11 protein-coding genes are annotated in these 14724 nt (G+C 73.4%); 2 read left to right on the top strand and 9 right to left on the bottom strand.

The window, feature by feature from the left end; all coding sequences use genetic code 11:
• Positions 1-113: 113 nt before the first annotated feature.
• From ACIQ87_RS27520 to cseB, 5 genes are all read right to left on the bottom strand, one after another.
• Positions 114-2450: a helicase-associated domain-containing protein gene (locus ACIQ87_RS27520; protein WP_402411329.1), complete on the bottom strand. Its 2337-nt coding sequence runs from the start codon at positions 2448-2450 to the stop codon at positions 114-116.
• Positions 2451-2695: 245 nt separating this feature from the next.
• Positions 2696-5212 carry an ABC transporter permease gene (locus ACIQ87_RS27515; protein WP_402411328.1) on the bottom strand — a complete coding sequence of 839 codons (2517 nt, stop codon included), beginning with the start codon at positions 5210-5212 and terminating at the stop codon, positions 2696-2698.
• 35 nt (positions 5213-5247) lie between these two features.
• Positions 5248-6036, bottom strand: a complete 789-nt coding sequence (locus tag ACIQ87_RS27510) for an ABC transporter ATP-binding protein (RefSeq protein WP_402411325.1) — start codon at positions 6034-6036, stop codon at positions 5248-5250.
• A gap of 128 nt (positions 6037-6164) precedes the next feature.
• A complete protein-coding gene (locus tag ACIQ87_RS27505) occupies positions 6165-7433 on the bottom strand; it encodes an ATP-binding protein (RefSeq protein ID WP_402411323.1) in 1269 nt (422 codons plus the stop codon).
• 2 nt (positions 7434-7435) lie between these two features.
• The gene (gene cseB / locus ACIQ87_RS27500; RefSeq protein ID WP_402411320.1) at positions 7436-8158 is read right to left on the bottom strand and encodes a two-component system response regulator CseB; all 723 of its coding nucleotides are present in this window, start codon (positions 8156-8158) and stop codon (positions 7436-7438) included.
• A 208-nt stretch (positions 8159-8366) separates the two neighbouring features.
• Between cseB and ACIQ87_RS27495 the strand changes: the two genes are divergently transcribed.
• Positions 8367-9380, top strand: coding sequence for a hypothetical protein (locus ACIQ87_RS27495; RefSeq protein ID WP_402411317.1), 1014 nt, complete (start codon positions 8367-8369; stop codon positions 9378-9380).
• Between the two features lie 64 nt (positions 9381-9444).
• On the opposite strand, the gene ACIQ87_RS27490 is transcribed toward ACIQ87_RS27495, so the two are convergent.
• The 3 genes from ACIQ87_RS27490 to ACIQ87_RS27480 form a co-directional block, all read right to left on the bottom strand.
• Positions 9445-10218 (bottom strand): SDR family NAD(P)-dependent oxidoreductase, encoded by a 774-nt coding sequence (locus ACIQ87_RS27490; protein ID WP_402411314.1) that lies wholly within the window; start codon positions 10216-10218, stop codon positions 9445-9447.
• A gap of 322 nt (positions 10219-10540) precedes the next feature.
• Positions 10541-11905, bottom strand: a complete 1365-nt coding sequence (locus ACIQ87_RS27485) for an HNH endonuclease (protein WP_402411311.1) — start codon at positions 11903-11905, stop codon at positions 10541-10543.
• A gap of 144 nt (positions 11906-12049) precedes the next feature.
• A complete protein-coding gene (locus ACIQ87_RS27480) occupies positions 12050-12793 on the bottom strand; it encodes a MarR family transcriptional regulator (protein WP_402411308.1) in 744 nt (247 codons plus the stop codon).
• Between the two features lie 222 nt (positions 12794-13015).
• Between ACIQ87_RS27480 and ACIQ87_RS27475 the strand changes: the two genes are divergently transcribed.
• Positions 13016-14218 (top strand): serine hydrolase domain-containing protein, encoded by a 1203-nt coding sequence (locus ACIQ87_RS27475; protein ID WP_402411306.1) that lies wholly within the window; start codon positions 13016-13018, stop codon positions 14216-14218.
• Between the two features lie 121 nt (positions 14219-14339).
• Here the strand turns inward: ACIQ87_RS27475 and ACIQ87_RS27470 are convergent, their stop codons facing one another.
• Entirely contained in the window at positions 14340-14630 is a 291-nt protein-coding gene (locus tag ACIQ87_RS27470) for a winged helix-turn-helix transcriptional regulator (RefSeq protein ID WP_402411303.1), read from the bottom strand.
• Positions 14631-14724: the final 94 nt, after the last annotated feature.

Here is a 14724-nt window from a genome sequence, read left to right as displayed (position 1 = left end):
GACCTGCGGCCGAGCGACCCGCCGGCTGGGCACTGAACGGTGCCGCCCGGGGGTGAGCGCAACCGGAACTGCGACCAGGCGCCTCTGCGAGACGGCGGCGATCCCGCCCCGGGCTACGCGGGCATCACCCCGTGGATGCGGGAGATGGTGAACATCCGCTCGTCGTTCCGCAGGTGGCACCAGCCGTGCAGGTAGGGGGCGTCCAGTTCGAGCCGGCTGAGGGTGCGGACCGTCTCGTCGCCCGAGGCCGCGACGTACTCGATCGTGATGGCCTGGCCGTCGTTGACGGCATGGGCCAGCTGGCGGACGTCGGTGAAGGACAGATTGCGCGCGTGCCCTGCGATGATCTCCTCGGTGTCGCTGTCGTAGGGGCGGTCGTCCCACGGGTCCGGCTCCGGGATGTCCTGCGGGGCGTCCCGGAGCCGGACGGCGAGGGAGGACAGGTCGACGGTCGTCCGGGCGCCCGTGGTGTGGGCGTCCGCCCGCTGTGTGCGGGACCTGCCACCGGACAGGCGCGGCGGCGGGAGGGTGCTCGCCGCACGGGGGCGTTGGGCCCGCTCGACGCGGACGGACCCGTCGGGCTTCTCGGCGACGGGGGCGTAGCCCGCGGACCGTAGTGCCGCGAGCGTCTTGTCGAGCGGGATCCGGCTGATCAGCACCGTCGGTGCCAGCAGCCGCAGGCCGAGCTGGGTGAGCTTGCGGTGCGCTGCCAGTTCGGCCAGGAGGGCGGGCTCCTCACCGTGGATCACACAGGCCGCGGAGACGATGCGCACTCGACCGTGGCTGCGCGCGGTGTCGTGGATCAGGTACGAGAGCGGCTGGGGAAGCGGCTCGACGGCGATGGCGGCCAGGTCGGCTGTGAGGGCGTCGGGGGTGAGGCCCGCGTCGAGGGCGCGGCGGACGCTTCCCGGGCTGAACCGCCATACGGACGCCGCACCGGCGGTCTCCCGGTCCGCGACGGAGTCCAGCAGGGCGAGGAGGTGCGCCGACGGTGTGCCGGCGACCACGGCGGTGAGATCGCTTCCGAAGCGGGCGGTCCCGCTGGCGGCGGGCAGCAGTCGCCGGCAGGCGTCGGTCAGGGCTTGGGCGTCGTCGGCGAGCAGGGCGGCACCGATCGGGGACACGGCCCCGAGGGCGAGTGCGCCGAGCAGTTCCGCCTCCCGGATCAGGGTGGCGAACGGCGTGGTGTCCTGGGGGAGTTCGTCGACGAGCGGGCGCAGCCACCCGAGCAGCGCTCCCAGGTCCGCCGAGTTCGCCGCGCCTTCGCCGGCCGGAAGTTGCGATGCGGCTGTGAGCAGCCCGTGCCGGGCCTGCACGCAGCCTCCGCAGGGCGGTGCCCCGGCGAGCGCCGGCAGAGCCTTCCCGTCCTCGTCGCGGCTCCCGCCGGGGGTCAGCGGGAGTGCCCACCACGCCCGGAGCAGCACGGCGAGTTGGTCGGCCGGTTCCTGCTCGGCCCAGTTGTCGTAGGACGCGGTCGCCGCGACCCGGTCGCCGTCCCGGGCCAGTAGTCCGGCCGCGCTCGCCGCCTCCAGGACGAGGCGTACCGGGATCTCGTCGCACTGTGCCGCTTTGCCGATCCGGGCCAGCTCGCGGGCGCCGACCCCGCCGGCCTTGAGCCGGGCCGGTGGAGCGGCGGCGCACACCCCGAGGACGGACACGGCGTGGGCGGCGAACGCCATCGTGGCGGCCGCGGTTTCCCGGTCGATGTCCGAGACGGTGGCGGGCCCCGGCCGCACGCTGGGCGGGAGGGGTGTGAACGGGGCGTGCCAGTCGGGGCCGCGCAGTGCGAGTGCCACCTCCGCGGGCATGCGGGCCGGCCCGTACCGGTGCCGGTCCCGGATCAGCAGTCCCCTTTCCAGTGCCCACTGTTCGCCGGGCCCGAAGTCGGCCTGAGGCCCCCCGAACATGATGAAGCCCGGTCGTTCCGGAGCCTCATGTGCCCGCCGCTCGAGAAGTTTCCGCGTGGCTGCGGGCGCCTTGGCCACCAGCGCGGTGACCCGGGCCGGGTCGCTGTGATGGTCGATCAGCGCCGCCAGGCGCATTTCTTTCCTGTCGGCGGCGGGTTTGACGGCGAGTTTCGCCACCATGCGGCCCAGTTCGTCGGAGTTCGAGCCCGCGAGCAGTCGTGCGAGCGGTGCGTCGAGTCCCAGCGGCGAGCTCCACGCGTTCCGCAGCGGCGCGGCCATGTGCAGCAGGCCGTTGCCGTCGGGCCACATCAGAGCGCGATCCGCCAGTGCCTCCAGGGCGGCGGCCAACCCGTGGGCGCGTTCACCGTGTGTCGCGTCCAGGAGGCCTGCCAGGTCGTCCCGCGATGCAGCCGTCAGTACGGCGACGGCCTCCGCCACCTGTAGGCACGGCTGCGTGAGTCGGGGCAGGGCCAGCGCCACGGACGCCGGGCGCTGGAGGCGGTCCGCCAGTTCGCCGACCGACCGCGGTTCCGGAGCCGACACGGCGTCCGGGCGCGCCGCCAGGACCCGCTCCAGCTCGGCAGCGTCGAGACCGCGAAGCCATGCGGCCAGCGTCGATCCGTTCTTCTTACTGATGGGGACACCTCGCCACGCAGAAGGACGGCCTGCCCTGCCGAAAGCAGGCCCGGAGCACAATGATGGCCCACCGAAGGGGGTGGGTACGACGACCGGTAGAAACCGCCGAACCGGTCGGGCCCTTCGTGAAGGGCGCAGTCGCGCCCCCGCGGTCACGCCTCCGCGACCGCCTCCAGCGGACTCAGTGCGGCCGCCCTTCGGGCCGGGGCTGCCGCCGCGACCGCTCCGATCGCGAGGGAGGCCAGGCAGACGAGGGTGAGCGTGCCCCAGGGCAGCACCAAGGCGTACCGCTCCATCGCGCCGCCGGCCAGGGCGCCGACCGCCCAGGCGCCGAACAGGCCGCCCGCCAGGCCCAGCAGGGTGCCGAAGGCCGCGACCGTCACGGCCTCCAGGCGGATCATCCGACGGATGCCGGGGCGGTCCATGCCGAGGGTCCGCAGCGCCCCGATCTCCCGCGTCCGCTCGGCGACCGACATGGCCAGGGTGTTCACGATGCCGAGGGCCGAGATCACCACGCCGATCGCGAGCAGCCCGTACATCAGGGTGAGCAGGTCGCTCATCGTCCCTGCGGCCTCGCGCACCAGTGCGGTTTGGTCCTGCACCTTCAGCAGCGGGTTGTCGCCCACCGCCGTGCGCAGCGCGCCCTCGGAGACGCTGTCTCCCCGTACCAGGAGCCGCTGGACGGAGCCGGGCTTGAAGCCGTTGCGCTGCACCTCGCCGCGGTCGCCGAGCACCTCGTGGGCGGTGGGGTTGTCCCGGTAGACGCCCACCACGGTGTACTCGGTGATCCCCTCGCCCCGGCCCATCCGGGCGTTGATCCGGCCGCCCTCGCCCACCCCGGTCTCCCGGGCGACGCTGCCGGAGACGGCGATCCGGCCGGGCCCGAGGTCCTTGAGCGAGCCGCTCAGGAAGTCGAGCTTCATGGTCTGATCGACGGAGCCGGGGTCGACGCCGGAGATCTCCCGCACCTTGCCGCCCATGACCGCCGTGGAGTCCGCGACCGCGCTCGCCGTCCGCACGCCGGGCGTACCGGCCACCCGCTGGACGGCCGCCGGGTCGATGCCGGTCACGGTGTTGCCGGTGCTGATCACGTAGTCGGCCCCGAGCCCGTCCGCCGCCTGCCGGTCCAGCGCCTGCCCGGTCGAGCTGCCGATCGTGGCGAGCCCGCTGACCAGCGCCGTACTGATCAGCAGCGTCGCGGCGGTGGCCGCCGTACGCCGGGGGTCGCGCAGCGCGTTCTGCCGGGCGAGGCGGCCGGCGATGCCGAAGCGGTGGGTGAGGCGCCCGGTCAGCCGGATCACGGGCGGCGCTAGCACCGGCGCCAGCAGGATCAGGGCCACGACCAGGACACCGCAGCCGAGCATCGCACTGCGCAGGTTCTCCTCCGAGGCGTCCTTCGCCGAGCCCGCGAGCACGACCAGCAGGCAGACACCGAGCAGCAGCAGCCCCGCCCCGGCAGCCGTGCGCAGCCGCGAGCGCTCGGCGGGCTGGGTCACCGAGCGCAGCGCCTCGATCGGCGCGATCCGCGCGGCGCGGCGCGACGGCAGCCAGGCGGCCAGCACCGTCACCCCCACCCCGACGGACAGTGCCGCCGCCACCGGCCGGGCCCCGATCACCAGCGGGCCCTGCGGCAGCCGGTTCCCGTCGCCGCTCAGCAGGTCCGGCAGCACGGAGGCGATGCCGAGCCCGAGCGCGAACCCCAGCGCCGACGCCACGACGCCGACCACCGTGGCTTCGGCCAGCAGCGAGCGCACCACCTGGCGCCGGGTCGCGCCGACCGCCCGCAGCAGCGCGATCTCCCGGGTGCGCCGGGCGACCAGCATGGTGAAGGTGTTGACCACCAGGAACGAGCCGACGAACAGCGCCACGCCGGCGAAGACCATCGGCATCTTCTGGTAGCCGCGGGTCAATGTGCCGACGTAGATGGCTTGTTGGTCGGCCTGTGCCTGCCCGGTGGTGGCCTCGGCCTGGTCGGCCGGGAGCATCCCCTCGATCCGCTGCGCCAGCTCGTACTGACTGGTCCCCGGCCCGGCTGACACGTCGATGCCGGTGTAGTGCCCGGGAGTTGCGAACAGCTTCTGCGCCGTCGCCCGATCGAGGAGGGTGAGCGTGCCGCCGGCCGTGACCCGGGTGTCCCGGGTGGTCACGATGCCGACCAGACGCGCGGTGAGCACCGGGCCGTCGGTGGCCAGCGTGACCGTGTCGCCGAGGTGGAAGCGGCCGGCGGCCGCCGTGCCCCGGTCGACGGCGATCTCGCCCTCGGCAGCCGGCGCGCGGCCCTCGGCCAAGGGGTGGCGCGCCGGATCGTACGAAGCCGCGAGGTTCGTCCCCTGCTTGACCCGCAGCGGCGTGCCGTCGGCCGCGTTCAGCACCGCGCTGCCGTCCGCCGACGGCCGTACCGCCGTCACTCCGGGCACATCGGCGAGCCGGCGCGCGAGCGCATCCGTCAGCACGCTCGGCCGGTCAGGGGCGGCGGGTGACTCCTTCGGGGTGACGGTGACCGCGATGTCGGCGAAGTTCCGCGACGCGGCGGCACGGTGGGCGGCGGCGGTGGAGTCCGCGAAGACGAGGGTGCCGGAGACGAACGCGACACCGAGGCAGACCACGAGGACGGTCATCAGCAGGCGTGCCTTGTGCGCCAGCACGTTGCGCAGGGCTGAGGTCAGCATGAGCGGCTTTCGGAAGTATCGGAGGTGGGAGCGGTTCAGCGCGCGAAGGCGGAGGACTGGGGGTTCCCCCCGGAAGTACGCTGCAGGACGTCCAGCACCCGGTCCGGCGTCGGGTGCGCCATCTCGCCGGCCAGCCGCCCGTCGGCGAGGAACACCACCCGGTCCGCGTACCCGGCGGCCACCGGGTCGTGGGTGACCATCACCACCGTCTGCCCCAGCTCCCCCACGGAGTCCCGCAGGAAGCCGAGTACCTCGGCGCCGGCCCGCGAGTCGAGGTTGCCGGTCGGCTCGTCGCCGAACACGATCGCGGGGCGGGCGACCAGCGCCCGGGCGACCGCGACGCGCTGCTGCTGCCCGCCGGACAGCTCGGCCGGACGGTGGCCGAGCCGTTGGGAGAGCCCGACCATCGACACCACCCGGTCCAGCCACTCCCGGTCGGGCTTGCGCCCGGCCAGCGACAGCGGGAGCGTGATGTTCTCCAGCGCGGTCAGCGTGGGCAGCAGGTTGAACGCCTGGAAGATGAACCCGACCCGGTCGCGCCGCAGTCGGGTGAGCTGCCGGTCGCCCAGGCCGCCCAGCTCCGTCGTCCCGATCCGGACGGAGCCCGAGGTGGGGGTGTCCAGCCCGGCGGCGCAGTGCATCAGGGTGGACTTGCCGCAGCCGGACGGGCCCATGATCGCGGTGAACTCGCCCTCCCGGAAGGCGATGCTGACCCCGTCCAGGGCGGTGACCCGGGTGTCGCCGCTGCCGTAGACCTTGGTCAGGTCGGCGGTCGCGGCGGCGATCCCCGCTGTCGTGTGCGGGGCGAGCGGGTTGGCGGTCATGTTGGGGGCTCCTGTCCGAAGTGCGAATCACTGCACTTCGAAGGGTGTCCAACCGATGTATCGGCGTCCTGGCCCGCCGTGCATCGGTTCCCGCTCTGCTTCGCAGCAGTCGGGTAGCAGCCGGGGGCTCAGCCCGGCGGCAGTCGCAGTGTGGCCACCGCCCCGCCGTCCCCCGCGCCGGTGTCCCCCGCGCCGCCCGCCGCATTGGCGAAGCTCAACTCCGCGCCCAACACCCGCGCCTGCCCCACCCCGATGGTCAGCCCCAGGCCGTGCCCGGTGCCCCGCCCGGCGTCCCCGGTCCGGAACCGGCGCGGGCCCTCCCGCAGCAGCTCCGCGGGGAAGCCGGGGCCGTGGTCGCGCACGACGACCGTCCGTCCCTCGACGCTGACCAGCACCGGAGCGGCCCCGTGCCGGTGGGCGTTCACCACGAGGTTCCCGACGATCCGCTCAAGCCGCCGGGGATCGGTCTCCACCGACGCCGCTTCCTTCACGCGAACCTCGGCCTCGAACCCGGTCCGTGCCACCGCCTCCCGCACGACCTCTCCGAGCGGCACCCGGGCCCGCACCGGCTGCTCCGCCCCCGCGTCCAGGCGGGAGACCTCCAGCAGGTCCTCGACCAGCCCCCGCAGGTCCCGCACCCGGCCCCGGATCAGATCCTCCGTCTCCCCCGTCGGCAACAGGTCCACGGCAGCCAGCAGTCCGCCCACCGGGGTGCGCAGCTCGTGCGCCACGTCCGCCGTGAACTGCCGTTCGGTGCGCAGCCGCCGGCCGAGGCTGTCGGCCATCGCATCCACCGTCGCCGCGATGCTCGCCACCTCGTCGTGCCCCTTGGTCGGCCCGGTACGGGCGTCGAGGTCCCCGGCGGAGATCCGCCCGGCCGCCTCGGCGACCCGGCCCAGCCGGCGGGCGAGCAGCGAGGCGCCGTACCCGGCCAGGGGCGCGGCGAGCGCGAGGGCGAGCAGCGAGGCGACCACCATGGCCGCGTCCAGTCTGGGCAGGTTCGACAGCTCCGGGCCCATGTTGACCCGGAACGCCAGCACCGGGCTGCCCGGTCCGCCGGTCCGCTGGGCGGCCCAGACGGTCGGTCCGTCGTTCCCCGCCACCCGTCCGTCGTACGCGGTGTGCCGGTTGCCGTCGGCCGGGTGGCGCAGTTCGGCGGGCAGCTCCGCCGGGTCCAGCTCGGGCCCGTCCACCAGTACACCCGTGCGCCGGTAGACGTCCATCGCCGAGTACACCGCGTTGAAGGCCCGTGCCCCGGCCCGGGCGCGGATGTCCTGCGCGGTCCACAGGTGCACCAGCACCCCGACCGCCACCGCGACCAGACAGGCGGTGGCGGCGGCCAGCGCGGCGATCTTCCACCGCAGGGAGGCCCAGCGCCGGAGAAACGTACGCGGCATGGTCAGCGCCTGAGCTTGTAGCCGAAGCCGCGCACGGTCTCGATCCGGTCCCGGCCGAGTTTACGGCGCAGCCGCTGCACGCACAGGTCGACGACCCGGCTGTCGCCGTCCCAGCCGTACTCCCAGACGTTGCGCAGCAGGGTGTGCCGCTCCAGCACCACCCCGGGGTGGGCGGCGAACTCCAGCAGCACCTTCAGCTCGGTCGGGGTCAGCGCCACCGGCTTCCCGCAGACGGACACCTCCATACCGGCGGTGTCGACGGCCAGGTCCCCGAACACGAGCACCTCCCCGTCCGATGCCGCGGACGAGGGCGCCGGAGCGGGCGCGTACGTCGCCCGCCGCAGCAGCGAGCGGATTCGCGCCACCAGCACGTACGTGTCCACCGGCTTGACCACGTAGTCGTCCGCCCCGGCCTCCAGCCCGGCGACGACGTCGAGCCCGTCACCGCGCGCGGACATCATCAGCACCGGCACCAGGCTGGTCTCCCGGACCCTGCGGCACAGGCCGATCCCGTCCAGCCCGGGCAGCATCACGTCCAGGATCAGCAGGTCGAACCGCTCGTCCCGGAACAGCTCCAGCCCGGTGAGGCCGTCCGCCGCGGCCGTCATCTCGTAGCCGTAGCGCTCCAGCGCGACGGTGAAGGAGCGGCGCATCAGGTCGTCGTCCTCCACCAGCAGCACACGGACAGGACGCGAGGAGGCCTCGGTCGGGGTGAGGGAGGGCAAGGACGGACAACTCCTGTTTCAGGCGACGAGGGGGTCGCCCTCTTGTACAGCCAGGTGGCGACCAGATAGGGAATAGTACGGGGGCGGTCTCGGCGACTGTGCCCGCGAGGCGACGAAGGCCCCGACCGGCGAGCCGGCCGAGTCCTTCCTTTCGCCCCTGGTGGGCAGGGGATGGTTGGTATCACCCGCACGGAAGGGGCCCGGAGCGGTGGAGCGTGACCTGCCGGTCGTCCTACCCGAGCCCGGGGCCCACCACGAGGAGCCCCGGCTGTGGCCCTTCGACCTCCCCTTCCCGTACCGGATCAGCCCCTGGCACGACCGGGCGCGAGCGCACAGCCGGGGCTGGGTCCAGCGGACGGGTCTGGCCCCGGACGCAGCGGCCCTGCGACGGCACGACCGGTACGACATGGCGCTGTTCGCCTGCCTGAGCTATCCCGACGCCGCCCGTGACGGGCTCGAACTGGTCGCGGACTGGGTCTCCTGGTGGTCGATCTGGAACGACTTCCCGGACGACCCGGACTTCATCGGCACCCCGGGGCGGGCCGAGGCGTTCTTCGCCTCCCTCACCGCCGTCCTCGACTCACCCGCCCCGCGGTCCGACGGCCCGCGAACCGACGACCCGCACATCCGTGCCTTCGCCGACATCTGGCGCCGGTGGTGCGAGGGGATGTCACCCGCGTTCGTCGCACGCACCGGGGCGAACTGGAAACACTGGTTCGCCGCCTACCTCACCCGCTGCGAGCAGCGGCGCGAGCACGTCCTCCTCGACGTCGACGAGTACCTCGCCCTGCGCGAAGTCACCGGCGCCGCCCGCCTGGAGATGGACGCCGCCGAGCGCTGCGGCCGGTACGAGGTCCCGGACGACGTCCTTGACAGCGGCCTCCTGCGGAGGATGCGCCACCTCACCGCACAGGTCATCAACATCACCCAGGACGTCCAGTCCCTGGCGAAGGAGGAGGCCGCCGGCGACCGGCACAACCTGGTGATCGTCCTCGAACAACGGCACGGCGCCACCCGCGAACAGGCCCTCACCCGGATCCACTCGATGGCCCGCGAGCACACCGACGCCTTCCTCCGGGCCGAGGCCGACCTGCCGCGCCTGCTCGACCGGCTCCGGATCGCCGTCGAGCGGCGGACACCGGTACACCGCCACGTGGCCGACCTGCGCTCGCTGATGCGCGGCTGCGTCGACTTCTGCGCGGCCTCGGGGCGGTACCGGTAGCCGCGCCTCGGGGCGGTGCCGGTAGCCGCGCCTCGGGGCGGTGCCGGTAGCCGCGGCCGGCCCCCTACTTGCCGACCAGCACCCGGGCGACGATCCCGCTGAGCGCCCCGGGCGCCAGCCGACGGGCCGTCCACAGAGCCCGGGTCCCACGCCCCGGAAAGGCCCACGACCGGCCACGCGCCAGCGCCCGGTCCATCGAATCCAGCACCGCTTCGGCACTCAGTCCCCGGCGCGGGCCGAGCAGTTGCGGGGTCTCGACACGGATCCGGTCCAGCATCGGCGTCTCCACGGCCGGCGGGCAGACGCACAGGACCCTGATGCCCTCCGCACGGTGTTCCGCCGCGACGATCTCGGCGAGGAAGTGCACCGCCGCCTTCGCCGCGCCGTACCCGCCGCCCAGCGGGACCGGCACCCAGCCGCCGATCGACCCGAACAGCACCACCTCTCCCCCGCCCCGGGCCGCCATCGACGGCACCACCGCGTGCACCACCCGCAGTGTGCCGCCGTACACGGTGTCCATCACGCGAAGGGTGTCCGCCGGATCCCGGTCGAGCAGCCGCCCCATCCCGGCGGCACCCGCGCAGTGCACCAGCCGGCGCGGCGGGCCCAACTCCCGCCCCACGTCGAGGACCACGGCGGCGACGGCCGTCCCGTCCGTGACATCGCAGACGAACGGGCGCACCCCGGACGCCTCCGCTGCCAGACGATCGAGACCGGCCGCGTCCACATCGAGGGCCGCGACCGCCCAACCCGCCCGGGCCAGCCGCAGGGCCGCCGCCCGGCCGATACCGCTGGCAGCGCCGGTGACGACGGCGACATCTCCTCGCAAGGACGCCATGCTCCTGCTCCTGGGCTCGTCTCGGCTTGACTCGGTCGGGGATCTCGCTGTTCGGCTGCAGGTGATCACGGTGGTGCGCCGGCCTCACGGGCGCACGAGGCCGCGAGGCTTCCGAGAGGTGCGCGATGTCGGTCCGTCCCCGGGCGTGCGCCGAGGTCCCAGTATTGACGCACGGATGGCGCGGGCCAGCAACCCCGGTGGCACAACGGCGATGTGGGTGCGTGACCGTCTCGACGGGTTGTGGCGGGACGAGGGATTTCGCCGACTGGTACCCGCGCGACGGGAGCCTCGGGAGGTCCGGGCCGTGCGGCCGGGGAGGCGTTCAGGCCTGCCCGAGGACGTGGCGGTGCCTATCCCGTGCCGCTCTGCGGAAGACCTCGCGCATTTGCTCGCCGGTGGTTCCGCGCGTCTTGACGGCATGGCAGTTCGGGCAGAGCGCGATCATCGCCTCGGGGAGGTCGGCGCCACCGCGTGCGTGGTCGTCGACGTGGTCGACTTCGAGGAGGTAGTCGCCACTGACGGAGCGGTCCGAGGTGTAGCGGGGGCTGGGGCAGGAGGGGTTCTCGCAGGCGCCGAGGCTGCGTTCGAGGACGGCCTGGCGGGCGGCGGCGCTGCGCGAGAGCTGGGTGCCGACGCGAGGCCGGGCCCGGTGCGAGCGGCCGGCCGCGGTGGTCTCGCGTGCGGTCCGGTCGAGGTCCCGGTACCGGGTGGGCGTGGCCATGGTGCGCAGGAGGTCGGCGATCGCCCGGCAGCGGGCGGGCCCGGACCGGCCTTCCGCCGGATCGGCGGGCACCACGTACGCGCCGGTGGCCGCGTTCCACTCGCCGAAGAAGGCGGCGGCGTTGAGCTGCGCGCACTCCCACCAGGAGCGTCCGAGCGTCGAGAGGATCTCCAGATGATCGAGGAAGACGTCCCCGTCGGGGGCCCGGTCGCGGAGGATCTCGTACTCGAAGTCCCCGAAGAGGGAGGCGTAGGCGCGGCTCCTGCCGAACAGGACGACGCGCTTGCCGCTGATCGCCTCGATCAGGGACGGCGAGACTTCCTTGAACGGCGGGGCGTCGGCGACCTGGTCGGCGGACAGCCCCCACGCGGCGAGGTCGCGCTGCGGCAGCCGGCCCCATTCCGGGTTGACCAGTTGGCGCCAGAGCACGGAGCCCGCCGTGTCGGCGACGGTGAACTCGCATGAGGAGAGCGCCTGGAGCGGACGGGTGGTGTGCCGCGGCGGTTCACCGATCGAGGAGACCGACATGATCACGGCGTTCGGGTCGGCCAGAACCTCGGCCGCCCATCGGGACGCCGACCGCCGGTCCTCGGCCAGGCGGTCAGCAGTCGGTTCGGCGTCCGACTCCTGCGCCTCGTGGACGTCGTACAGCGGTTCCACCCGGGTGACCATGACGGACTCTGGCCGCTCGCGACCTACGGCCACCTCGGCCCGGGTGGGTGCGCCGAACTGGAAGCCGTCCGGGGCCAGCGAGTTGGCGGGTCGTCGGCCCGCCCGGCCGAGTTCGGCGGCACTCCGAAGGCCGGCCGGCGTGGCCTGCCAGCGCTGGCCGATTCCGTGGGGCCGGGCGAAGACGGTGCGCGCCGCCGCCGAGGCGAACAGGCGCGCCCCGAAACCGGCGGGAATGCCTCCGCACAGCACGAGTTCGGAGCCGGACGGTGCGGGATCCGCGGAGGGGCTGGTCACCGTAGGATCGTATCCGGACACATCCGGTGGATCGTCCGGTCGCAGGCTTGGAAACGGGGCCACTGGTACTCGCACCGATCGAGGACTGGTGGTGGCTCGGGCTCGTCTGGGGCAGGTCCGTCGTCGCGTGTGCCCGGGGCGGGCTCACCCCCGGGGCTCGCCGGCCTCGGTGCCCGTGTCGCGGGCCCGCTGCCGTCGCCTCCGCTGGGCGGCGCGGGCGATGTCCGCCCCCATGTGCTCCAGGAAGGCCGAGCCCTCGGCCATCCTCGCGCCGGCCGGGGTGTCCGGGCCGAGCAGGTCCGCACCGTCGCGCGCGAACTCGGCCAGCAGGGCGTTGCGTTGGGCGCTCGCGAGCAGGGACCGGTACCAGATGTCGTCGTCGACGACGTAGCGCTCGCGCTGGGCGCCGCCGTCCCGTTCGCGCCGCACCAGCTCCTGGTCCGCAAGGTAGCCGATCGCCTTGGAGACCGACGCCGGGCTCACCCCGAGCCGCTGCACCAGCTCGGCGGCGGTCAGGCTGCCCCGGTCGGTGACGTAGAGGCAGGCGAGGACCCGGCCGACCATGCGTGGCATGCCGAGGTGCGCCAGCAGCTCGGCCAGTCCCGCCGCGTACTCCTCCACCGCCACCGGATCGCGGCCGTCGCCGGGGCCGGCGGTGCCCTCCGGCACCCGGGGCGGGGCGGCCCTGCTCCGCCGGGAACGCCGTACGGCGGCGCGTTGCGCGTTGTCCGCCCGATAGCCGGACGGGCCGCCGTTGCGGGCGATCTCGCGGGTGACCGTGGAGGTGGGGCGGTCGAGCTGCCGGGCGATCTCCCCGTAGCCCAGCCCCGCGGTGAGCCCCGCGGCGATCAGGCGGCGCTCTTCCCGGGTCAGTCTGGCGCCTGGCACGGGCGCTCCTCTCGTCGCTGCCGAGTATGCGGCGCCACCGATCCCATTGCAACAGTCCGGCGCCGGTTCCATTGCATTAGTCGGCACTGTCATTGCAAGGAATTATCGCTTCTCAACTGGGAGTTCCAGCCTGGAGGACCGTCATGGCATTGAGGGATCGGTGAATACGGACCTAGCCTTTTCCTCGTCAGTGAAACCGACCGCGCTCAGGGGGAGACCACCGTGAAGACCACCGCCCGCACCGCACTCACCACCGCCCTCGTCGGCACCCTGCTGGCCGCCGGGCCGGCCGCTTCCGCCACCGCGGCCACCCCGGCCGCCTCCGCCGCCGAGCGCCCGCACGGCGGAGTCCACTCGGTGCTGGACCGCGCGGTGTCCGAGGCCGGTCTGCCGGGAGCCCGGGCGGAGGTCAGCGACGGCGACTCGACCTGGTTCGGGACGGCCGGCACCGCCGACCTGGACACCGGCCGCGCGATGGCGCCGAAGGACCGGTTCAGGATCGGCAGCACCACCAAGACCTTCGTCGCCACCGTCGTCCTCCAACTGGCGGCCGAGCAGCGGCTCGGCCTGGACGACAGCGTCGAGCACTGGCTGCCCGGCCTGGTGGACGGCCACGGCTACGACGGCTCCCGGATCACCGTCCACCAGCTGCTGAACCACACCAGCGGCGTCTACAACTACGTCGACGCCCCGCAGTTCACGAGCCGCTTCGTCGGCACGCCGTTCCTGCGGCACCGGTTCGACGACCTCACGCCGCGAGAGCTCGTCGAGGCCGCCGTCGCCAACGGCCCGAAGTTCGCCCCGGGGACCGGTTGGGCCTACTCCAACACCAACTACGCGCTGGCCGGGATGATCGTGGAGAAGGCCACCGGCCGCAGTCTCGCCCAGGAGATCGCCGAGCGGATCACCAAGCCGCTCCACCTCAAGAGCACCTACGAGGCGACCGCCGGCGACCCGCGCATCCACGGCCCGCACGGCCGCCACTACTCCACGCTGATGGAGCGGAAGGAGGACGCCCCGGTCTACGACGTGACCGAGCTCAACCCCTCCTGGGGGTACGGCTCCGGCGACATGATCTCCACCACCGGCGACCTCACCACCTTCTTCCGCGCCCTGCTCGAAGGACGGCTGCTGCCGCCCGCCCAGCAGGGCGAGATGTTCACCATGCTGGACACGCGGGGAAACTGGATCCCGGGCACCCGGTACGGCCTGGGCGTCGCCTCACAGGAGCTGTCCTGCGGCACGGTGTGGGGCATGGGCGGCGCGATCAACGGGTCCTGGTCCTACACCTTCGGGACGCGCGACGGCCGCCACCTGCTCTCCACCGAGGTCAACGGCGACTGGGCCAAGGGAAGTTGGGGATCGCCGATCGGGGTCTTCACCGCCGAGCTGGAGGCGGATTTCTGCCCGGCGCCCGCTTCCTGAGGCAGCCGCGGACGACACCAGGTACACGGTCGTGAGACTGGTGGGCTCGTATGTCGAAGTGTCGCGCAATCGCCGTGACGGCGCCGGATGAGATCACCGCGAGTGCGGCAGCACTGCTGAATCAGCTGGTGCGGCCGGCGGGCGATGCTGCTTCGCGTGCCTCGATGACCTCGTGCAGGTGTGCCTCTGCCCAGGCACGTGCCGCTTCCAGCAGATCAAGGAGGCTCCGGCCGAGCGGGGTCAGTTCGTACTGGACGTGCTGGGCAGGTCCGACATGAACGGTTCGGATGACGAAGCCGTCACGCTCCGCCGGCGGTGCGGGGCCGTCGTCTGCGAAGCACTGGACGGTAGACGACCGATCAACGCAGCTGGATCGCAGGGCGACGATCGTCCTCGCACCCGCCCGCCGCACCGTCCACCACGCGTCTACCGCCGCCCGCCAGAGTCATGCCCGTTCCCGAAGCGGGCCGCCGGACGGCGCCCGGCAGACGACTCCCAGGAAGACG

It is taken from the genome of Kitasatospora sp. NPDC096204 (assembly GCF_044763205.1).
In the GTDB taxonomy this organism is placed as follows: domain Bacteria; phylum Actinomycetota; class Actinomycetes; order Streptomycetales; family Streptomycetaceae; genus Kitasatospora.
This window is presented reverse-complemented; position numbering and strand designations above follow the sequence as displayed.